The 20,644-nt window shown below is 70.8% G+C and carries 17 protein-coding genes; 12 read left to right on the forward strand and 5 right to left on the reverse strand.

From position 1 onward, the window contains the following. Window positions 1-26: 26 nt before the first annotated feature. Both IT371_25855 and IT371_25860 read left to right on the forward strand, forming a co-directional pair. On the forward strand, window positions 27-1,871 hold the full coding sequence (locus tag IT371_25855) for a PAS domain S-box protein (GenBank protein ID MCC6751105.1): 1,845 nt from the start codon (window positions 27-29) through the stop codon (window positions 1,869-1,871). Continuing rightward, on the forward strand, window positions 1,804-2,175 hold the full coding sequence (locus tag IT371_25860) for a response regulator (GenBank protein ID MCC6751106.1): 372 nt from the start codon (window positions 1,804-1,806) through the stop codon (window positions 2,173-2,175). The genes IT371_25855 and IT371_25860 overlap by 68 nt, the downstream gene beginning before the upstream one ends. A 12-nt stretch (window positions 2,176-2,187) precedes the next feature. On the opposite strand, the gene IT371_25865 is transcribed toward IT371_25860, so the two are convergent. From IT371_25865 to IT371_25875, 3 genes are all read right to left on the reverse strand, one after another. Continuing rightward, window positions 2,188-3,261, reverse strand: coding sequence for a hypothetical protein (locus IT371_25865; GenBank protein MCC6751107.1), 1,074 nt, complete (start codon window positions 3,259-3,261; stop codon window positions 2,188-2,190). A gap of 157 nt (window positions 3,262-3,418) precedes the next feature. Further along, entirely contained in the window at window positions 3,419-3,781 is a 363-nt protein-coding gene (locus IT371_25870) for a cupin domain-containing protein (protein ID MCC6751108.1), read from the reverse strand. Between the two features lie 212 nt (window positions 3,782-3,993). Continuing rightward, on the reverse strand, window positions 3,994-4,557 hold the full coding sequence (locus IT371_25875; protein ID MCC6751109.1) for an adenylyl-sulfate kinase: 564 nt from the start codon (window positions 4,555-4,557) through the stop codon (window positions 3,994-3,996). A 304-nt stretch (window positions 4,558-4,861) separates the two neighbouring features. Between IT371_25875 and IT371_25880 the strand changes: the two genes are divergently transcribed. Together IT371_25880 and IT371_25885 are read left to right on the forward strand one after the other, a co-directional pair. Further along, complete coding sequence (locus tag IT371_25880) at window positions 4,862-7,264, forward strand: molybdopterin-dependent oxidoreductase (protein ID MCC6751110.1); 2,403 nt, start codon at window positions 4,862-4,864, stop codon at window positions 7,262-7,264. A 14-nt stretch (window positions 7,265-7,278) separates the two neighbouring features. Further along, complete coding sequence (locus IT371_25885) at window positions 7,279-7,758, forward strand: nitrate reductase cytochrome c-type subunit (protein ID MCC6751111.1); 480 nt, start codon at window positions 7,279-7,281, stop codon at window positions 7,756-7,758. 22 nt (window positions 7,759-7,780) lie between these two features. On the opposite strand, the gene IT371_25890 is transcribed toward IT371_25885, so the two are convergent. Next, entirely contained in the window at window positions 7,781-8,875 is a 1,095-nt protein-coding gene (locus IT371_25890) for an aminoglycoside phosphotransferase family protein (protein ID MCC6751112.1), read from the reverse strand. Window positions 8,876-9,171: 296 nt separating this feature from the next. On the opposite strand from IT371_25890, the gene IT371_25895 reads away from it, so the two are divergent. Further along, entirely contained in the window at window positions 9,172-9,630 is a 459-nt protein-coding gene (locus IT371_25895) for a CBS domain-containing protein (protein ID MCC6751113.1), read from the forward strand. On the opposite strand, the gene IT371_25900 is transcribed toward IT371_25895, so the two are convergent. Beyond that, complete coding sequence (locus tag IT371_25900; GenBank protein ID MCC6751114.1) at window positions 9,557-12,328, reverse strand: cation-transporting P-type ATPase; 2,772 nt, start codon at window positions 12,326-12,328, stop codon at window positions 9,557-9,559. The two genes, IT371_25895 and IT371_25900, sit on opposite strands and share 74 nt — an antisense overlap. Before the next feature lie 177 nt (window positions 12,329-12,505). Between IT371_25900 and IT371_25905 the strand changes: the two genes are divergently transcribed. The 7 genes from IT371_25905 (at window position 12,506) to IT371_25935 (ending at window position 20,511) form a co-directional block, all read left to right on the forward strand. Then, entirely contained in the window at window positions 12,506-13,438 is a 933-nt protein-coding gene (locus tag IT371_25905; protein ID MCC6751115.1) for a polyprenyl synthetase family protein, read from the forward strand. Beyond that, on the forward strand, window positions 13,435-14,010 hold the full coding sequence (locus IT371_25910; protein MCC6751116.1) for a MarR family transcriptional regulator: 576 nt from the start codon (window positions 13,435-13,437) through the stop codon (window positions 14,008-14,010). The genes IT371_25905 and IT371_25910 overlap by 4 nt, the downstream gene beginning before the upstream one ends. 31 nt (window positions 14,011-14,041) lie before the next feature. Further along, window positions 14,042-15,334 (forward strand): UbiA family prenyltransferase, encoded by a 1,293-nt coding sequence (locus tag IT371_25915; GenBank protein MCC6751117.1) that lies wholly within the window; start codon window positions 14,042-14,044, stop codon window positions 15,332-15,334. A 106-nt stretch (window positions 15,335-15,440) separates the two neighbouring features. Then, window positions 15,441-16,283, forward strand: a complete 843-nt coding sequence (locus tag IT371_25920) for a hypothetical protein (protein MCC6751118.1) — start codon at window positions 15,441-15,443, stop codon at window positions 16,281-16,283. A gap of 8 nt (window positions 16,284-16,291) precedes the next feature. Beyond that, window positions 16,292-17,866, forward strand: coding sequence for a DUF1565 domain-containing protein (locus tag IT371_25925; protein MCC6751119.1), 1,575 nt, complete (start codon window positions 16,292-16,294; stop codon window positions 17,864-17,866). An 81-nt stretch (window positions 17,867-17,947) separates the two neighbouring features. Then, window positions 17,948-19,000 carry a hypothetical protein gene (locus IT371_25930; GenBank protein ID MCC6751120.1) on the forward strand — a complete coding sequence of 351 codons (1,053 nt, stop codon included), beginning with the start codon at window positions 17,948-17,950 and terminating at the stop codon, window positions 18,998-19,000. A gap of 785 nt (window positions 19,001-19,785) precedes the next feature. Beyond that, window positions 19,786-20,511, forward strand: a complete 726-nt coding sequence (locus IT371_25935; protein MCC6751121.1) for a hypothetical protein — start codon at window positions 19,786-19,788, stop codon at window positions 20,509-20,511. Window positions 20,512-20,644 lie beyond the last annotated feature (133 nt).

Below are 20,644 nucleotides of genomic sequence, written 5' to 3' on the forward strand. Positions count from 1 at the left end.
GTGGGAAGGGGAGTCTACGGGGCAGGATGAGCGGGGGATCCTCGAGCGACGACCGGCAGGACAGCGACCACCGCCCGGAGCTGCGCATTCGGGAGCGGGCCCTCGCCCTCCTGGAGCGAGACCCCCGGGTCGCCGCGCCCACCGACCTTCGCGAGCTCGACGAGCTGGTGGCGGAGATCCAGGTGCACCAGGTGGAGCTCGGCCTGCAAAACGAGGAGCTCCGGGCCGCACAACGTCTGACGGAGGAGCTGCGCGCCAGGTACTACGACCTCTTCGAGCGCGCTCCCGTCGGGTACGTCCTCATGGACGGGCGCGGCGAGATCAGCGAGGCCAACCGCGCCGCCGCCACGCTGCTCGGGCTCTCCGGAAGGACCGGATCGGGGAGGCGCCTGGGCTTCTACGTCGCGCACGCCGACCGGGCCCGCTTCAACCGCTTCCTCCAGGACGCGATCGCGAGCGACGCACCGCAGCGGTGCGAGGTCACCCTTCAGCCGGAGGACCTCCCCCAGGTGCGGGTGCTACTCGACGGCGTCCGGGAGCCCGGGCCGGAGGTCGCCCTCGCGCGCTGCCGCGTGGCGCTGATCGACGTCTCCGCCCGCGCCGCGGCGGAGGAGGCGCTGCGGGTCAGCGAAGAGCGGTTCCGCCTCTCCTTCGACCGGGCCCTCATCGGCAAGGCCCTGGCGGCGCCCGACGGCCGGCTCACGCAGGTCAACGCCGCCCTCTGCCAGCTCTTCGGCACCGAGCCCGTTGAGCTCGAGGCGCAGCGTCTCGCAGAGCTCGCTCACCCCGACCTGCGGGCGGTGTGCCGCGCATGGCTAGAGAGCCTGGTGGCCGGCGAGCAGGCCCCGTCACATCAGGAGCTGCGCTTCCTGCGCCGAGACGGACAGGTGCTCTGGGTCGATACGTGCATCGCGGTCGAGAGGGATCCGGAAGGGCGGCCGCGCCACCTCATCGCCGACTTCGTGGACCTCACGGAGAACCGCCGGCTGCGGGCGAGCCTCGCCGACCCCGACCACCTCGCCACCCTCGGGCTCCTCGCGGCCGGCGTGGCGCACGAGATCAACAATCCGCTCTCCTACGTGCTCTACAACCTCGAATCGGCCGTGGCCGAGCTGCCGCGCCTGGCCGCCGAGGCTCCGGAGGAGCTGCTCGAGCGCCTCGAGCAGGCATCGGAAGGAGCGGGCCGCGTGCGCAAGATCGCGCGGAGCCTGAGCGCCTTCGCCCGCGTCGAGAAGCGCGAGCTGTCCGCCGTGGAGGTGCGCGCGCCGCTCGAGGCGGCCGTCGACATGGCCTCGGCCGAGCTCAAGTGTCGCGCGCACCTCGTGCGGGAGCTCGGCGAGGTGCCGCGCGTCCTCGCCTCCGAGGGGAAGCTGGCCCAGGTCTTCCTCAACCTGCTGGTCAACTCCGCGCAGGCCATCCCGGAGGGAGACGCGGAGCGCAACGAGATCCGCGTGCGCACCTGGCAGGAGGGCGCGGAGGTCTGCGTGGGAGGTCCGGGACACCGGGCAGGGGCTCTCCGACGCGGCGCTGGAGCACCTCTTCAGGCCCTTCTTCAGCACGAAGCCGCAGGGGCAAGGCACGGGCCTCGGCCTCGCCATGTCGCGCAGCATCGTGCAGGCCCTCGGCGGGCGCATAGAAGGGCGGAACGTTTCCGGGGGAGGAGCGGCCTTCGTCGTCCGGCTCCCCGTCGCGACGGCGGAGGTCGCGCTCGCGCCCGTGGCGCCCGTGGCGGCGAAGCCCGTCGCGGCGAGGCCGGTCGCGGCGAAGCCCGCGGCTCCCGCGCCGAGGGCCGGCAAGGCGCGCATGCTGATCGTGGACGACGAGCCCCTGGTCCGCAGCGTGCTCCGACGGATCCTGGAGCCCCATCATGAGGTCGTCGAGCTCGGTTCGGGCGCGGACGCGCAGCGTCTCCTCGTGAACGACCGCGCCTTCGACCTCATCTGGTGCGACGTGACGATGCCCAACGTCACGGGGCAGGAGCTCTACGAGTGGCTCGCCGCACGCGACCCGCAGGCGGCGGAGCGCGTGGTGTTCGTCACGGGCGGCACCTTCACCTCGCGGGCCCACGCCTTCCTGGCGCAGGTGGCGAACCCCAAGCTCGAGAAGCCCTTCGACGTGCATACCGTGCGCGAGCTGGTCGATACGCTGCTGGCAGACAGGCCGCCCAGGTCGTAACGCGCCCGGCGCTCACATCGCGCCGCAGTGTCCCTCGAGCGGGAAGCGGTACTTCTCGACCACGATGTCCAGCGTCGCGCGGAAGGGGCTGCCGGTGGAGGTGGGGGCTCCCTGACGGAGGTCCGCCGAGAGAGTGCCCTTTACCTGGTTCGTCGCGCTGGCGGTCAGGTCCGCCGCGGCGCCGGCCGGCCCGTGGGCCGGGAGCAGGTAGCTCCAGGTGGTGTACTGCCCGTTCGACCAGAGATTCAGCGACACGGAGAGCGGCTTTCCGCCCTTCCCCGTCGGCTCGATCCCGAAGACGAGCGCTAGATTGTGAAAGCCGCCTCCCGAGGGAAGGCGCGCCTCGATCCGCACGGCCTTCGACCCGTCGGCGCTGAGCTCGAACATGCCGTAGGAGCTCGCGGCGTCCAGGTCGAAGGAGTACGGCTTGCCCCCGAAGGTCACGCCGATCGTGCCGCTGCCGAGCCCCGACGGGGCGCCGGCCGGATAGGTCACCGTCTCGTAGAGCACGGCGAAGGTGCCGAGCGACCGCACGAAGAAACGCGCCGTCGCGGCCCCGACCTCGCAGCCCTCGAAGAGGTGCCAGCCCTGAGAGGCGGGGTCCCGGCGCGCCGGAGACATGCGCGGCGCCTTGTGGCTGTGCGGCAGCGTGACCTCCAGCTCCGCGGCGAGCGCGAGCGACGCGGGCGTGAAGTGGAAGGCGTCCCCCGCGAAGGCGAACTCGAAGGGGGCGGCACCCTGCGGAACGCGTCGCGCGACGCGGATCACCGTCGCCGCGGTCACGGCGCCCTTCGGGACGACCACCCGCGCGCCGCAGACGGTAAAGGTCCCTCCCGCCGCGCCCACGCTGAACTGCCCGTCACAGAGGCTCGCGCCACCGTCGGGTCGCGGGCCGAGCTCGCCCGCCCTCGCGTCGGTGAGACGCGCGTCGATTCCCCGAGCGTCCGGAGCGCCGTCCGTGGCGGCGACGCTGCCATCCCGTGTCGGGCTCGCACCGTCCGACGCGGCCGACCCGTCCGCCGCGCCCACCGGCGGAAGCGAGCTGCAGCCCGGCGCCGCGCACGCGAGCAGAAGGAGCGTTGCCACCCTGAGATGAAAGCACATGAGGACCTCTCTCCGTGGGCTCCTTGGACCGGAGCCAGCCGAGCTTACTTTCTCGACCGACAGGACGCTACCCGTGCAACCGGCGAGGGAGACGAGGCGGTCACGAACAACGAGGGAGGGACTGCGAGGATGGGAGGCGCTACTTCCGCTCTGCGTAGTGCTCGGCGCCCGTGACGTCAATCACCACGCACGCCTCGTTGCCGACGATCCAGGCATCGTGGCCAGGGGGGATGTTCATGGCGTCGCCGGGACCGTACTCCTCCGCGGTGCCGTCGTTCATGACGACCTTCATCCGCCCCGACACGATGTAGCCGAAGTGCGCTGTCTGGCAGCTATCGGTCTTGGCGATGGGCTTGACACAGGTGGACCACTTCCACCCGGGCTCGAAGGTCGCGCGACCGACAGCGCCCGACTCGAGCTTCGCCAGCTCGAGCTTCCCCTTCTCGAACCTCCGGATCTCGTCCGGCGTGTTCAGGCTCTTCCTCTCCATCCTCTTGGCCATTCTCCACCTCCTGTTCCTCACGCCGCACCCGCGAAGCGCGGGCGTTTCCCTGGCCGGGCGTCATTCGCAGCCCCACCCATCGATACACCGCTCCGCCACGCGATCGCGCGGAAGCAGCCCCGAAATGTGACCCCAGATGGCGCGTCGGACAACCCCGGGGGAGCAGACTGGCGCGGACCCGGGCGGAAGGCCCTGGCGGAGACGGCCGTCACTCACTCCGTCGCGGGGCGGCTCTCCCTCTCCAGGACGGCGAGCAGGCGCTCCACCGCCGTAGCGGCGTCGAGCGAGCCGGTGTCCAGCACCAGCTCCGGCGCGAGCGGCGGCTCGTAGGCCACTCCCACGCCCGGCAGGCGCGTGACCTCCCCGCGACGGGCCGCCGCGTAGAGGCCCTTCGGGTCGCGCGCCTCGAGGAGCGTGCGGTCGCAGCGGAGCTCCACCTCGACGAAGCGCGAGACCGTGGCGCGCAGCGCGTCCCGGTAGCGGCGCCGGGGCGCGGTGGCGCTCAGCACCACGAGGGCGCCCCCTTCGGCCCCGAGGCGCGCGAGGTGCGCGAGCGCGGCGTAGAAGCGATCGCGTTCGGCCTCGTCGAAGGTGGGCGCCGGAGTCAACACCGCGCGCAGGTCGTCGCTGTCGAGCCACAGACAGACGCGCCCACGTTCGCGCAGCGCCGCCACGAGGTGACGCGCCAGCGTGGACTTGCCGCTCGCCGGCGGGCCGGTCAGCCAGAGGACCGAACCGGGTGCGGCCGGCGCAGGCGTCCGGCTGTCCTTCGTCATGGTCGTATCTCCGAGCGGCCGAGAACGTCGCGGGGCCCTTGGCTCCCCCCGCACCGGGCACGCCTGTGTACGCCGGTACTCGATCTATAACAGCTCCGACTCGCCCTGGACGGAGTGGCGCATTCTGACCCATTCCACACCCGCACGTGGGCCACGGGTTCGTAGCAGTTGCTCGTGCTTACCGACACTTCTGGATCGTCCACCCCCGAAGAGGCGTCACCGCGTGCTGGAATGGCCGTTGCATTCGCGGGCGCGCAAGCCTGCACACCCCCCGGCCCCGGAGACACCCCGAGGAGAGACTCTCATGACCCGCCGCTTCTCCCGACGAGACTTCCTGCGCGATGGCTCCTTGCTCGCCGCTGCCGTGAGCGGCGCGGTGCACTTCAATCCGCTCGACGCGCTGGCGGCCCCCTCGGACAAGGACCTGACCTGGGATCGCGCCCCCTGCCGCTTCTGCGGCACCGGCTGCTCGGTGCTCGTCGGCGTGCGCGACGGAAAGATCGCGGCCGTGCGCGGCGACCCGGACTCCTCGGTGAACCGGGGGGATCTCTGCGCGAAGGGCTACGCCCTTCCCTTCGCGCGCGACGGGCGGGATCGGCTCACGCGCCCCCTCGTGCGTCTGCGCAACGGCAAGCCCGATCGAAGCGGCGTGCTGGTCCCCGTCACCTGGGAGGTGGCGATGGACCTCGTGGTGAGCCGGGCCAAGCGCGCGCTCGCGGAACATGGACCCTCCTCGGTAGCGCTCTTCGGTTCGGGGCAATGGACGGTCTGGGAGGGCTACGTGGCCTCCAAGCTCTGGAAGGCGGGCCTGCGCTCAAACTCGCTCGAGGTGAACGCGCGTCACTGCATGGCCAGCGCCGTGGCGGGGTTCATGACCACCTTCGGCATGGACGAGCCGGCCGGTTCCTACGATGATCTGGACCACGCGAACGTGTTCATCCTCTGGGGGGCGAACATGGCCGAGTGCCATCCGGTCCTCTACGGCCGGATGGCGAAGCGCCTCCGCGAGGACAAGAACGTGCGCCTCGTGAACCTCACCACCTATTCGAACCTCTCCTCGCGCCTGGCCGACAGAGAGATCGTCTTCAAGCCGCAATCGGACCTGGCCCTCGCGAACGGCATCGCGGCCCTGCTCCTCGCGAAGGGCAAGATCGACAAGGCCTTCATCAAGGACCATCTGGTCTTCAAGCGGGGCAAGGAGCAGATCGGCTACGGCCTGGCCGACAAGGCCGCCTTCGACGACCAGCCGACGCCGGCCACCTTCGACGAGTACCGGCAGTACGTGGCGCGCTACACGCCCGAGGAGGTGGAGCGCCTCTCGGGCGTCTCCCCGAAGGACCTGGCCTACCTGGCGCAGCTCTACGGCGACCCGAAGACCAAGGTCATGTCCCTCTGGACCATGGGGATGAACCAGCACACGCGCGGGACGTGGATCAACAACCTCGTCTACAACCTGCACCTGCTGACCGGGAAGTACGCCCAGCTCGGCAACCAGGCCTTCTCGCTGACCGGCCAGCCGAGCGCGTGCGGAACCTGCCGCGAGGTGGGGACCTTCACGCACCGCCTTCCCGCCGACATGGTGGTGATGAACCCGGAGCACCGGGCGATGACCGAGAAGCTCTGGAAGGTGGCGCCGGGAACCATCCCGCCCAAGCCCTCGTTCCACGCGATCGAGATGATGCGCGCGCTCGACCGCGGCGAGGTGCGCTTCTTCTGGAGCAGCACCACCAATCCCTTCCAGACCTACCCGAACCTCGGACGCTATCGCAAGGGCGCGGCGAAGGACGACCGCTTCATCGTGGTCTCGGATATCTACCCGACGCGCACTACGGAGCTCGCTGACGTGGTGCTCCCGAGCGCGATGTGGGTCGAAAAAGAAGGTGCGTTCGGAAACACGGAGCGACGGACGCAGCTCTGGCGGAGGATGCTCGACGCGCCGGGGGAGGCCAAGTCCGACCTCTGGCAGTTCCTGACCTTCGCCAAGAAGATGGGCCACGCGGGGCTCTTCAGCTACGGCGCGACGGACTACCCCCTGCCCACCGATCGCAAGGTCTCGGACGCGAGCCAGTTGATGGGGCTGCACATCGAGCGCGCGCTCTGGGAGGAGTACCGGCAATTCGGAGTCGGCCACGGGCACGACCTCGCCCCGTTCGAGGCCTACGGCAAGGTCCCGGGCCTGCGCTGGCCGGTGGTGAAGGGCAAGGAGACGCGGCTCCGCTATCGCGAGGGGCACGACCCCTACGTGACCGCGGGCAAGGGGGTCGACTTCTACGGCAACAAGGCCACGAAGGGGCGCGCCGTGGTCTGGCTGCGGCCGTACGAGCCGCCCCCCGAGCTCCCCGACCAGAACTATCCCTTCTGGCTCTGCACCGGGCGGGTCCTCGAACACTGGCATTCGGGCACCATGACGCGGCGGGTGCGGAGCCTGCATCGGGCCGTGCCGCACGCGACCGTAAGCCTGCACCCCGAGGACGCGAAGCGACTGGGGCTCAAGAACGGGGACCGCGTGCGCATCGCCTCCCGCAGAGGCGGCATCCTGGCCCACGTGGAGCTGCCGAGCCGGACCGCGCCCCCCAAGGGCATGCTCTTCGTCCCCTTCTTCGACGAGGACGTGATGATCAACCTCGTGACCCTGGACGCGCACTGCCCGATCTCGAAGCAAGCGGACTTCAAAAAATGTGCGGTGCGGATCGAGAAAGCAGTCTGATGGGAGGCATGGACATGCGACACGCGAAGCTGCTTCACGTCCTCTTCGTCGTGGGCCTGAGCGTGGCAATCGGCTGCGCCACGACCAACCCGACGAATCGCCCCGCGCCGACCCCCGCGACGCTCGCTGCAGCCGCAGCCGCTCCCGCCGCCGCTCCCGCCGTGAAGGAGGTCTCGGCGATCGGCCCCGGGCTCGTGACCGGCAAGCCGGGCATGAACCGCTACGTGACCGCCGAGCCGGGGGACAGCAAGCTCCTGCCGCGCGGCTTCCCGACGGCGCCGCCGCCCATCCCGCACGCCATCGATCTCACGGGGATCACGCGCCGCTCGAACGAGTGCGTGGACTGCCACGACGGCGGGGACGGGCCGAAGCTCTCGGCCTCGCACCTGTCGACCGGCAAGAAGAAGGCGCTCGCCGCCTCCCGCTACTACTGCCTGCAATGCCACGTGCCGCAGACCACGGAGGAGCCCGCGGCGAGCTGGCCCGGGCGCTAGCTTGCGCCGATAGCCCGTTCGTCTACCGGAAGAGCGCCTCGGGGCACGCGGGGTCGAAGGGCTCGCCGGCGAGGAGCCGCTCGGCGAAGCGCAGCACGCGCTGGCGCGAGGCCGGGCTCACCTCCGGATACCAGAGGGGGCAGGCCAGCACGAGCGCGCGCCAGGCGAAGTAGGGGGCCACGACCGCGAGCACCTCGCGGTCCTGGGCCAGCTCGAGGTAGCTCGACCAGAAGAGGCGAAAGAGCTCCACGCCGGCCCCGCTCACCTCTCCCCGGGCGAGGAGCGCGAAGAACAGGTAGTTGATCGACAGGCAGGTCAGGTCGTCCGCCGGCTCGCCCGCCACGCCGCGGCTCGCATCCAGCACGGAGAAGTCCGTGCCCTCGCGAAAGAGAATGTTGAAGGGGTGAAAGTCCCCGTGCGTCCGGCGCGACGGACGGCGCAGACTCTTGAGCCTCCAGCGCCAGCGCACCGCCGCCTCTTCGAGCGCCTCGAGGCGGGCCGGCGTGGCCACGGGGTCCTCCGCGGCGTAGGCGTCGCAGAGCCCAAAGATCCCCTCGCCGCTCCCCACGAGGTCGCGGAGGGCTCGCCCGTAGGTGCCACGCGGGGCGTCTTGCGCGTGCAGGGAGGCGAGATAGCGGGCGAGGGCCACCGCTCGGTCCTTCTCGAGCGCGGAGGCCTCGCCCTGCTCCACTGCGGCCCGCAGCGTGCCGGCGTAGAGGCGCCCCGGCACGTACTCGGTGACCAGGTACGGCTCCCCCTCAGGGAAGGAGTGGAGGCGCCCGTCGCGATCAAAGAGCCCCACGTCCAGCGGCCGAATGTGCCCGGGCACGCCCCCGAAGCTGTCGAAGGCCAGCACGAGGGTGCCCACCCGGTCCGCGCGGCGGTCGTGGCCGAAGGGGTCGGCGGCCATGGTGCGCAGGACGAGCTGCCGCTCCTCGGTGCCGGCCCGGTAGCGCACGAGGAGGGGTCGGCCGTAGCCGTACTCCTTGAGGCCCGCGTCGCTCCCCTCCCCGAGCTCGCGCAGCTCGAGGAGCTCGACGGGCCCGAAGCGGGCCTGCAGGTACTCGAGGAGGCGCTGGCGGGAAATCGTGACCGCGGTGCTGGCCTCGCGACCCATATGCGCCTCGCGCTCGACGAGATCGTCTGAAGCAAGGCTGAAGCAACGCCCGTGCCACCCGCCGCCTCAGGAGGTTGGCGCAGCCTCGCGGTCAAGGTGGCCCGGCGCTCCGGCAGAGTGGCCAAGTCGAAGGGTCGTCCTGACACGCCGCGACCGGGGCCCTCGGACGAGCGACGCGGGTTCTCCGACGGAACCTCCGTCGTTGCGCGACCACGACCGCCTGGTATGGCCTTCGCAATAGCCCTGTAAGCGAGAGTCTGTCCAGCGACGGCCCGGTGGGCCCATCGGAGGTCGCCATGAAGGTACGCGACGTGATGACCGTGAAGGTCCAGACCTGCGGCGCGGACGCCACGCTCCAGACCGCCGCGCGCATCATGTGGTCGCACGACTGCGGAGCCGTTCCGGTCGTGGACGAGGAGAATCGGGTGGTGGGCATGCTCACCGACCGGGACGTGGCCATGACCGCCTGCGTGCAGGGACACGCCCTCTCGGAGCTGCACGTCCGGGCGGCCATGTCGCGGCAGATCTTCACCTGCGGCCCCGACGCCTCGCTGGAGGAGGCCGAGCGGACGATGCGCGAGCACGGGGTCCGCCGGCTGGCCGTGGTGGGCGAGGACTACCGCCTGGTGGGGATCCTCTCGCTCGACGACATCGCGCGCGAAGCGGTCGAGGAGGAGAACCTCAAGTTCCCCGCCGTGGGCTTCCGGGACGTGGGGCGGACGCTGGCGGCCACGGTGCGCGCGAGACCGTCGTAGCCGCTGCACCGCGCCCGCGACGTCGAGCCCAGGCGCGCGCGATGCTCTTGCGCAGCTCCTCGAGGAGCAGCATGGCCACCACGAAGGGGACCATGCGTAGCCAGGCAGCGAGCGGCAGCGGCGCGGTGCCGAAGACGCGCTGGCCGGGGCCCGTGTAGACGATGAGCAGGATGAGCGCGAGCTCGCTCGCCACCCCCCAGAGGATGAGGCGGTTCCCCTTCAGTCCGTAGCTGAAGAGCGAGGCGTGGTCGCCGCGACAGAGGTACACGTTCACCACCTGCGAGAGGACGATCGCCGCCAGGCACGCCGTCGTGGCGCGCAGGTAGAGCGGGTCCTGCGCGGTCAGGGTCTGCCCGTAGACCCAGCCGCCCCCCCAGAGCACCAGCGCGTAGGCCCCCATGGCAGTGGCGGCCTCCAGCAGCCCGAGGAAGCCGTACGCGCGAAGAAGGAGCCCGGGCGAGAGCAGCCGCTCGCCGCGCCGACGTGGCGGCACCTGCATCACCGTCGGATGGGGCTTCTCCGCCCCGAGGGCGAGCGCCGGCAGCATGTCGGTGCCGAGGTCCACGGCCAGGATCTGGATGATCGTGAGCGGCAGCGGGATACGCAGCAGCACGAAGCAGAGGTAGTGCACGATCTCGGGCACGTTGGAGGTCAGGATGTAGGTCAGAAAGCGGCGGATGTTGGCGTAGACGGCCCGCCCCTCCTCGACGGCGTTCACGATCGTGGCGAAGTTGTCGTCGGTGAGCACCATGTCGGCGGCCTCGCGGGCCACGTCGGTGCCGCCGCGCCCCATGGCCACGCCGATGTGCGCGCTCTTCAGCGCCGGCGCGTCGTTCACGCCGTCTCCCGTCACGGCCACGATCTCGCCCTTGCGCTTGAGGACGTTGACCACGCGCGTCTTCTGGTCGGCGTCCACCCGGGCGAAGATGAGCTCCGGCGTGTCGAGGGCGAGCTGGAGCTGCGAGTCCGAAAGGCGGCGGAGCGCGTCGCCGGTGATCACGTGCGCCTCGTCCGAGGTCGCGAGCCCGATCTGGCGCGCGATGGCCTGCGCGGTCAGCGGATGGTCGCCCGTGACCATGAAGATGCGGATCCCGGCGGAGCGGCAGCGAGCGATCGCGTCGGGGACCTCGGGGCGCGGCGGGTCCTCGAGGCCCACGAGGCCGAGCAGGGTGAGCTCCCTCTCGAGCGCCTCGTGCGGGGTGCCGGGCTGAACCTGGCGACAGGCGAGGGCCAGCACGCGGAGCCCCTGGCGCGCGAGCGCGTCCTGCGCCTCGAGGAGTCGCGTGCGGTGCGCCTCCGAGAGCGGCTCGACCGCCTCGCCGAGCTGCGCGTGGGTGGCCAGCGCGAGGAGCGGCTCGAGGGCGCCCTTGGTGTAGAGCAGCACGCCCTCCTCGGTCTCGTGGAGCGTGGAGAGGCGGCGGCGATCCGAATCGAAGGGGATCTCGTCCACGCGCGCGCCGTGGGCGAGCGTGCCGTCCACGCGCTGCGCCAGCTCGACCAGCGCGACCTCCATCGGGTCGCCACCGACGGCGGGCCGCTCGGGAGAGGGGAGCTCCTTCAGGTTGTGGCAGCGCGCGGCGGCCTCGAAGAAACGCCGATGCGAGCGCGCCAGCGGAAGCCAGCTCGCGGCGTCCGCCACGTCGAAGGTCCGCTCGCCCAGAAAGAGGCGCACGACGGTCATCTTGTTCTGGGTGAGCGTGCCGGTCTTGTCGGTGCAGATCACCGTGGCTGCGCCGAGGGCCTCGACGGCGGGGAGGTGCCGGATGAGCGCCCCGCGCCGGGCCATGCGCTGCGAGGCCATGGCGAGGGCCAGCGTCACCGTCGGCAGGAGCCCCTCGGGGACGTTGGCCACGATGATGCCGATGCCGAAGAGCAGGCTCTGCCAGAACGAGAGGCCGAGGCTCTGACCGATGAAGTAGAAGAGCACGCCGAGCGAGGCCGCGAGGAGCGCCACGATGCGGCTCACGCGCCGGATCTCGCGCTGGAGGGGCGAGAACCCCGGGTCGGCAGTCTGCGTCAGGTGCGCGATCTTGCCGAGCTCGGTGTGCGCCCCGGTGGTGAAGACCAGCGCCTGGGCTTGCCCCGCGACGACCGCGGTTCCCGCCAGGAGCACGTTGACGGCGGCCGTGAGCTCGGCGCGATCGTCGGGACGCGCCTCGCGGCTGAGCGGCACGGACTCGCCCGTGAGGGTGGCGTTGTTCACCCGCACCCCGAAGCCCTCGAGCAGCCGACAGTCGGCCGGCACGCTGTCCCCATCCTCGAGGAAGATCACGTCCCCGGGCACGAGCTCGGCAGCCGGGATGGACCAGACCCGGCCGTCGCGTCGCACGCTGACCTGATGTGGAAGCAGCTGCTCCAGGCTCGAAATGGCCCGCTCTGCCCGGTACTCCTGCCAGAAGGAGAAGGTGCCGTTGATGAGGATCACCGCCAGAATGGCCCACCCCAGGGTCCCCATCCCCTCCCCCGGCGCCTGGTAGTGCGCAAAGAAGGCCAGGGCCGCCGCGACCCACAGGATCAGCGCAAAGAAGTGCGTGAACTCCTTCAGCAGGCGCAGCGCGAGGTGCGGCCGGGCCAGCCGCTCCACTCGGTTGGGACCGAACTCGCGCAGGCGGCGCCGGGCCTCCTCGGCGGTGAGTCCTTTCGGCCCGCTGCGGAGGCTGGCCAGCGCCGCCTCGACGGAGAGCGCCTGGATGCGCATACCAGACGAACAAAGCAACGTCCGTGCCACGCGCGAGGTCGCGCTCGGCCGGCCGCGCGCCGCCCATCGCGCGAGATGGAACCCGAGGTGCGGTGAAGAAGCGTCTCCCAGCCACACGAGCCGCGAACGGGCGGACCCCCGCTTGCAGTTCAAGACGTCTTGAACTATCTTAACCTCATGATCGAGTCCGTCGAGGCCCTGCTCGTGAAGGTCCTCTTCGACGTCGAGGCCCCGGTTTCCGCGATTGCCCTTGCGCCGGCCAAACGGGCTCGCGCGCGTCTTTGCCGCACCGTCGCGTCCGCGCTGGAACTCGATCCGGAGAGCGACAACGTCGTGCGGGCCGCGGTCTCCCTCGAGCTGATCCACCTGGCGAGCCTGCTGCACGACGACGTCATCGACGGGGCGAGGGTTCGCCGCGGCCAGGCCTCGGCCAACGCCTGCGTCGGCAACACGGCCGCGGTGCTCATCGGGGACGAGCTGCTCTGCCGCGCGCTCGCGCTGGTGGACCGCTCGCTTCTCCCGTCCATCGTCGACGCCATCCGCCGCATGACGCGCGGGGCGCTCGCAGAGGAGAAGGCCCGCGGCGACGTGGCCCTCGATCTGCCGAGGTGGCGACGTGTGGCCCAGGACAAGACCGGGGCACTGTTCTCTCTGGCTTGCGGCATCCCCGCGGCCCTCGCGCGCGCCCCCGCCGAGGTGGCGGCACGGCTCAGCCTCGCGGGCGAGCACCTCGGCATCGCGTTCCAGGCGCTCGACGACCTCGAGGATCTGCGAAGCGGACAGGATCTCGCGGACAAGACGCCGAACGCCGCGCTGGCGGCGGCGTTTTCGGCCACCTCGTCCCTACCGCCACGCGTGGCCGGGGCCTGGGCGCGCGCTCACCGCAACGACGCGGAGCTCGGGGACCTGGCGCGGGAGGCGTGTGCGGTGGGCGAGAGGGCGGTGCTGGGCCTGGTGCGCAACGAGCTGGCGCAGGCCCAGGAAGCCTTCGGCAGGTGGGTCGACGTGCAGGCGCTCGGTCGGGGCGTCGGCGTGCCCTGGCCTGCCGAGGGAGGTGGCGAGGCGACGCGAGTCGGCGGCACGCTCTCGGCGACGCAGGAGGGACCATGAAGTACGCGCGTGAACAGAGCGAGGCGGAACAGGAGGGCCCAGGCACGCTGGTCCCCTGGGAGGCCCTCGTCGTCGATGCGGTGGGTAACGTCATCGACTTCTGGAAGTTCAAGCGCAATCAGGGGCGCATCTGGGCGCTGCTCTACCTGCGGGGGCACACGATGACGGCCGCGCAGATCCAGGCGGCGCTCGGCTTGTCAAAGGGGGCGGTCTCGATGCTCGTGCGCGAGCTGGAGCAACGAGGCGTCGTCTTGCGAGTCCGGTCTCCGCGCGAGGACGTCTGGCGCTATGCGGCCGAGACTGAGCTCATGAGAATGATCGGCCGCGTGGTCTCCGAACGCGAACGGGCGCTGGTTCAGAGCGTACGGCGCGACCTGGAGCGCGCCGAGCGGCGAGCGAAGGAGGAGGCCGGCGTATCGCGCGACGTGCTCGATCGCCTGCGGCGCATGCGCATGCTCGCCGTCTTCATCGACAAGGCCCTCAAGGTCTTCGTCGACACGGCGCGCCTCGACGTGGTCCAGGTGCTCGACGTGCTGCGGGACCGAACCCGCCGCACCGGCGACGACGATTGAGGCCAGCTCCCCAAAACGACCGAGGTGCATCGTGGCCGACAAGAGTGTCATTACCTGCGACCTGGAGGGTCGCATCGAAACCTTCAATCGGGGGGCGGCCGCGCTCTTCGGCTGGACTCCCGAGGAGGTGGTGGGCAAGAAACGGGTGTCGCTCTTCTCTCCCGGGCTCGTGGTCCTCGAGCACGTGCCTCGGTGGTTGAAGGGCGCCGTGGCGGCGGGGAGCTTCGAGACCGACACGGTCTTCGTGCGCAAGGATGGCGCCGAGTTTCCGGCGCACATTCGGGTCTCGCCGACGAGGAAGAGGGGCCAACACGTCGGATACTGCGGCGTGACGCACGCGCTGCCACCCGATCGGATCGAGGGCGCGCGTCCGCGCATCTCGCTCGGAACCCACGTCTTCGCCGCCCTCGTCGTGACCCGCGCGCCGTTTCTCACGGCGACGCTCGTACCAGCGCTCCTCGGAGGGGCCCTCGCGGCTGCGAGCGGCCGATGGTCCGTGACGTCGTTTCTGCTCGCGTTGACCGGGGCGCTCGCGCTCCACGTCGCTGCGAATACCTGGAACGACCTCTTCGACTGGCGGAGCGGCACCGATCAAGGGAACAATGACTACTTCTTGCCTTTCTCGGGCGGAAGTCGGGCCATCGAGCTGGGCCTCGTGGGCGAGCGCGGGCTCGCACGGATCGCCTGGAGCGCCACGGCGGTCGCCGGCGGCTGTGGGGTGGCTCTCGTGGCACGGGGGGCGACTCTCTGGCTGCTCCTGCTCGGCGGCCTCGGTGCGCTTCTGGCTTACGTCTACACGGCGCCACCGCTGCGGCTCGCCGCCCGGAGAGGGCTCGGAGAGCTCTCCGTCGGATTGGCGTTCGGCCCGTTGCTGGTGGGCGGGGTGTTCGTCGCCTCTTCGGCGGCGCAGCTATCCGACCTGCGGAGTTTCTTCGACGCCGTATGGGCCCCGGCGCTGAGCGGCGTGCCGCTTGGCCTGCTCACCGCCAACATCCTCCTGGTCAACGAGATCCCCGACGCGCCAAGCGACGCGCGGGCGGGGAAAAACACCCTGGTGGTGACCCACGGGGCACGGGCGGCACGCGCGCTGTACGGCCTCTCCCTCGTTGGCGCGCTCGCCGCTCATGGGTTGCTCGTCCTCGGCGGATGGCTGCCGCGAGGCTCGCTCGTGGCGCTCCTCGCGCTGCCCTTCGCCGCGCGGGCGTGGCGCACCCTCTCTCGCCACCTCGGCGAGCGAGCGCTCGTCGGCGCGAACCGGGACACGATCTACCTCCATCTCGTCTACGGCGCCTTGCTCGTGGGTGGGACGGCGCTCGGCCGGTGAAGGAGGCGCGGTCAAACCTCGAGCCCCACACTCGAGCCGTGCCCGCTTGTGTGCCATCGCGCGTGCGTGCCAGAATCGGCCCTTGTCCCCCACGCAAAGGTGTCACATGGGCCCCCAGATCGTTCTCGGCCTTCGCCTGGCGCTCGCCGCCCTAGCTCTCGGCGCGCCCGGCTGCGCGGCCACGCCGAGCCTCTGCGCCGCCGGGGAGCAGCGCGCGTGCACCTGCGGCAACGGGAGCCCGGGCCTGCAGGTCTGCCTGTCCGATCAGACCTACGGGCTCTGCACCTGCATGCCGCGAGACGCGGGATGGAGCCCGGCCTCCGACACCGGCGTCGCTCCCGACCGTGGCCTTCAAGACGTGGGAGCTCCTCCGCAGGGGGACGGCCCGCGCGGCGATTCGCGTCGCCTGGATGGAAGACCACCGACCGACGGCGCGCGCCGAGATAGCCGCCGCCCCGACGGCGGAGCGCGTGCCGACGCCGCGACGTTCCCCAATCTGAACGCTTGCCGCACGGCCGGAACGCCGATGTCCTGCAACACCCACTGCCTGAACGACTTCGCGCAGTGCTCGACGGCCTGCGCGGGCTCGATGAAGGTCTATCTCTCGAACGACAACTGCCAGAAGGACCTCCTCGGTGTGAAGCTCACCACCTGCGCCGAGACCCACGCGGCAGGCACCTACGCCCGCTGCTGCTGCACGGAACCCGACGTGAGCCGTTCGGGGCTCTCGAGCTGCGTGCCGATCGACCCCGGCTGGGGCAGCGGAGACTGCAAGGTGGCCTGCCAGAAGCTCGGCAAGACCTGCTCCGAGACGGGCTGCCGCTGGGCCAAGGTGGGGTACAACGCCGAGGCCGACTGCGAGCGGGGGTATCCCTCAGGCTTCTCCCAGGGCACCTGCGGCGGCACGCTCACCGGTCTGCCGAAGTTCGTGCGCTGCTGCTGTAAGTAGATAGGCGCGTGCGGGCCCGCGTCCTCCAGGTCGCCCTCGCGGTCCTTGGCTGTCAGGCCGCGGGGTGCGTGCGCGCGAGCTTCGTCTCCGGCCCGGAAGCGGACGGCGGCCTGCGCCCCTCGGACGGCGGCCCGCGCCCCTCGGACGGGGCTCGCACCGAACGGGGAACCACGCCCACCGACGGGAGCTCGAGGCCCACGGATGGCGGAACGCTCTTCGACGACGGCGGCGGCAGTCCCGATCTCCGCCGCGATCAAGGAGCCCCGCCTGCCGGCACCTACTACGTCTCCCTTTCGGGCTCGGATGCGTGGCCCGGCACCAAGGCCCAGCCCTGGCGCACGGTGGGGCACGCGCTCGCCGCCGTTCCGAACGGCGGGGGTTACCTCGTGCTCGTCGGCGCGGGCACCTACGAGGAGCAGCTCCAGGCGCGTCGCTCCTTCGGCCAGCAGGTAACCTTTCGCTCCGAGCTTCCGTACCGGGCGAAGCTGACCGCCCGTGCGAACCCGGTGCTGGACGTGCAGGGCGCGCGCGTCACCTTCGAGGGCTTCGAGATCACCGGACAGGCGGCCGCTGGCACGACGGGGCTCATCTACTTCTGGCAGGCCGACGGCTGCACGCTGCGCGACAACGTGATCCACGACAGCTACCTGAACGACCTGGTGCGCGTGCTCAGGTCGCAGGCCGTCACGCTCGAAGGGAACTTGCTCTACAACCCGGGCGACGGCAGCCAGTGGGTGGATGTCTCGGGGGCCTCCCAGGACGTCGTGCTGCAGGACAACGTCTTTCTGGGGGACTACGCGGGCAGCGGGCGGGCCGTGCCGACGAACGTGAAGTCCATGCTGGCGGTTCGCACCTCGTCGACCACGACGGCAGCCACGCAGCGCACCTCGGTGCGGCGCAACATCTTCGTGCACTTCGACAGCGGCGCGACGGCAGAGCCGGTGATCTCCCTTGGCGGAGCCGACCAGCCCTACCTCGAGGTGGACGACGCGACGGTCGAGAACAACTTCGTGGCGCTCAACGGCACGTCGGTGAGCGGCGCGATCGCGATTCGCGCGGCGCGGAAGGTCACCGTGCGCGCGAACACGGTCCTGGGCGACGCGGCCTCGGCCCCCTTCGCAGGCTTCGTGGGCCGGGCAAGCGCGAGCAACCCGAAGAGCGAGGCGATCCTGATCGCGAACAACCTCTACGCGCGCCCCGACGGGCGGATGGACCATCTGCTGCGCAGTCCTGCGGCGCAGATCACCTCGGCGAGCCTGCGTCGCAACCTCTACTGGAACCGCGGCAAGCCCGTCCCGACGGACCCGACCGACCTGCTGAACTACACGGCCGACCCGTCTGCCGTGCTCGGGGATCCGGTGTCCACGAGCCTCGTGGGCGCACCCTTGCCTCGCTTCGAGGGCCCAGGCTTTCGCGGCGGCTACGCGACGATTCGCGACGCCTTTGTCGCTCTCGCAGGGTTTGCCGCGCTCGGCACGGGCTCGGCGGCCCAGGACGCCGCGGATAGGACGCAGATGCCAGCCACGGACCTGCTCGGTCGCGCGCGCGGGACCGCTCCCGACATCGGCGCCTTCGAGCGCTGAGATCCGGGCGCGGCTCGGGAGCGAGTCGTGATATTACGCGCCGCATATCCACCTATCTGGCCAACGAAGGAGGGGACGCACATGAGTGAGGGAGCAAGAGCCGCGCGCGTGGCGCTGGCGGTGATTGGACTGCTCGGTCTCGGGGCCTGCAACGACGCCGGGACGGGGAACACCTGCACGGTCGGCACGTGTGGTCCGGGTACGGTCTGCAGCGCGAGCACCGGCCGGTGCCTGCCCGTGGATGCTGGGGTCGTCGCGGACAAGGGCGCGGGGTATCAGGACCGGGGTGCGGCCGACCAGGGATCGGGCAAGGCGGACCTCAAGGCGGCCGACCGCGGCGTGAGCCCGGACGCCGCGACGCCGAGCTGCACCGACAAGGTCAGGAACGGGGACGAGACCGACGTAGACTGCGGCGGCACGAAGTGCGGCGGCTGCGAGGTGAGCAAGGCGTGCGGCGTGGGCGGAGACTGCGCCTCGGGGCTCTGCTCCACCGGCAAGGTCTGCGCCTACGCAAGGTCCTGTCAGGAGCTCCACGCGGCCAACAGCGCGGCCAAGGACGGGACGTATCCGATCGTCATCCCCGGCTCCTCGAGCGCCACGAGGGTCTACTGCGACATGACCCGCGACGGAGGCGGCTGGACCCTGGTCGCGAGCTACCCGGAGGGGAGCCCCGCGGTACCTAGCGGCTGGAGCGGCTCGGACAAGTCGGTGGGCACGAGCTTCGCGAGCCTGACGGCCCTCTTCAAGCTCGCCGACAAGGACGTCAACGCGCTCAAGACCGCCGCGTTCCGCGTGGACGGGACGGCGTCGAGGTGCCTGAGCGGAGCCTGCAACGTCAAGATCACCGTCTTCTATCGGCCGGCATGCGTCTTCTCGAGCTCCGCCAATTCGGCCGACTGCTCGAACAGCTTCACGGACCTCGCCTTCACGAAGAAGACCACTGCGGGCGGCACGAACCCCTGTACCTGGCACTGGGGCCTCGTGGAGGCGAACTGCGCCTCGACCAGCACGCTCACCACGCAGCACGATCCCTCGCACGGCATCGTAGTCTGCGTGGGAGAGATCGGCACCATGGTGCACGGCTGCAACGGCCGCGGCGCGGAGAAGGCCGGGGTCAAGATCTGGACGAAGTAGCGGCCGGCGGGCGCCCCGCCCGGAGCGAGAGGTGGTCTTCCACTCCGTGCCCTGGCGGTAGCCCGCGCCGAACCAGAGCAGGAGCACGAGCCCCAGGCTGAGCGCAAGATGCAGGGCCCGCACGCCGCTCGCGCGGAGCGGTGTCGGGTGCCTCCCCCGAGGGTAGGGCAGAAGCTCGAACACCATCCAGGTCCAACAGCCCCAGCCGCACCAGGCGCGACCAAAGAAGATCGGACCGAGGATCTTGGCCACCAGGTAGTGCATGACCACCCCGTCCAGCGCGCCGTGCAGGAGGTGAGGCCAAAGGCCCTCGAGCTGGAAGCTCTGGCGGCCGAAAACGCCCGCGCCAAGGAAGAGCGAGAGCCCCGTAAGCCACAGGCCGATGCGCCTCGGCCAGCGCTTGCGGCGCGGCTTGACCAGCGCGAAAGCGATGAAACTCCCACCGAGGGTGAGGCCGAGCGTGGCCAGCGTGATGAAGGGGCGCGCGTCCCGGTCGAGGAGCGCGAAGAGCGCCCCGAAGGCAAGGAAGACCCCGAGCACGTGGAAGGCGGGCCAGAGCTGGGGACGAGGCCGTGCGGTTGGCGGCGTCATGAGACCCTCCTTGCGCGTCAGAACCCTCCGAGGCGAGGATCGAGGGTGGAAATGACAGCAATGCGCATCCCACTCGGGCGACAGCGCGGGCGCCGCTGAACTATTCGGCGCTCTGGCGCCGTTCATGTAGAGTAAACAGGTCGCCGCGCCCTCGAGGTGCCCCACGCGGAGCGCGACGAGCCGGGGGGAACAGCATGCTGCCTCATCCAAGCGCGTCCAGGGCCCTGCCTGCTGGCGCGCTCGCGCTCCTCGCGAGCCTCGCCCTTCCAGCCTGTAGCCAGATCACGGCGCCCGGCGACGCATGCACCCGTCACGGGTACAAGGGCTCGCACCTCTCCAGCATCCAGATGGACTGGCGCCAGGTGCCGGCACGCTCTGGAACCATGGAGGCCACGATCAATCTGCATCCCGAGGAGGACTGCACCTTCGCCCTCGTCATCGGAGGGACCGCCCCGCTCGTCCACTGCGACGTCAGCGGTCTCAGGCTGCCCTTCACCGCCGGCCAGAAGGTACGCGTGACCTACTGCGACAACGAGGCCGGCCTCAATGCCGCCGAGTACCTCGTGATCCGCGACCCGAGCGGGGTGCTCCTCTTCGCGGGCGGAGGGGGCGCGCGAATGCTGGACGTGGGCTGCATCCCTCCCGAGCTCAAGGTCCGTCGGGTGGAGGGGGGGTGCGAGGCCTTCACGCCGACGCCCGACGTCATGGCCGACTGCCACGACAACCGCAACTTCGGCCTGAAGTTCGAGGCCGAGTCGACGCTCACCCTCTGGCCGAAGGAGCGGGGCGAGCTGCGTCTGGCCGGAAGACCCTACGACGCCTTCGCCCTCTTCAGCTACGACGTGGTCTGGCGCGAGGGCCTCGCGCGCTGCAGCGACACGCCGCCTGACAAGGTCGGGTACGCCGTCGTCCGTCGCTGAGCCCGGCGGTTCGCCGCGAGCGCGGGGGCACGCGCCCCCACCCTTTCCCGCGATCGTTCGACCCTCGGTGAACGGCTCGAGAACGTTGCGTGGGCCTCCGTCGCGTGAACCCTCGCTCCTGCGCGGGCTTCGT

The organism is Deltaproteobacteria bacterium, assembly GCA_020848905.1.
Taxonomy (GTDB): domain Bacteria; phylum Myxococcota_A; class Polyangia.

Excerpts from the sequence above, each read along its gene's own strand:
- IT371_25880 (MCC6751110.1), top strand. The coding sequence starts at position 4,862 with ATGACCCGCCGCTTCTCCCGACGAGACTTCCTGCGCGATGGCTCCTTG.
- IT371_25910 (MCC6751116.1), top strand. The coding sequence starts at position 13,435 with ATGAAGTACGCGCGTGAACAGAGCGAGGCGGAACAGGAGGGCCCAGGC.
- IT371_25855 (MCC6751105.1), top strand. The coding sequence starts at position 27 with ATGAGCGGGGGATCCTCGAGCGACGACCGGCAGGACAGCGACCACCGC.
- IT371_25900 (MCC6751114.1), bottom strand. The coding sequence starts at position 12,328 with ATGCGCATCCAGGCGCTCTCCGTCGAGGCGGCGCTGGCCAGCCTCCGC.
- IT371_25885 (MCC6751111.1), top strand. The coding sequence starts at position 7,279 with ATGCGACACGCGAAGCTGCTTCACGTCCTCTTCGTCGTGGGCCTGAGC.
- IT371_25930 (MCC6751120.1), top strand. The coding sequence starts at position 17,948 with ATGAGTGAGGGAGCAAGAGCCGCGCGCGTGGCGCTGGCGGTGATTGGA.
- IT371_25860 (MCC6751106.1), top strand. The coding sequence starts at position 1,804 with ATGCTGATCGTGGACGACGAGCCCCTGGTCCGCAGCGTGCTCCGACGG.
- IT371_25935 (MCC6751121.1), top strand. The coding sequence starts at position 19,786 with ATGCTGCCTCATCCAAGCGCGTCCAGGGCCCTGCCTGCTGGCGCGCTC.
- IT371_25895 (MCC6751113.1), top strand. The coding sequence starts at position 9,172 with ATGAAGGTACGCGACGTGATGACCGTGAAGGTCCAGACCTGCGGCGCG.
- IT371_25870 (MCC6751108.1), bottom strand. The coding sequence starts at position 3,781 with ATGGCCAAGAGGATGGAGAGGAAGAGCCTGAACACGCCGGACGAGATC.
- IT371_25875 (MCC6751109.1), bottom strand. The coding sequence starts at position 4,557 with ATGACGAAGGACAGCCGGACGCCTGCGCCGGCCGCACCCGGTTCGGTC.
- IT371_25890 (MCC6751112.1), bottom strand. The coding sequence starts at position 8,875 with ATGGGTCGCGAGGCCAGCACCGCGGTCACGATTTCCCGCCAGCGCCTC.
- IT371_25905 (MCC6751115.1), top strand. The coding sequence starts at position 12,506 with ATGATCGAGTCCGTCGAGGCCCTGCTCGTGAAGGTCCTCTTCGACGTC.
- IT371_25920 (MCC6751118.1), top strand. The coding sequence starts at position 15,441 with ATGGGCCCCCAGATCGTTCTCGGCCTTCGCCTGGCGCTCGCCGCCCTA.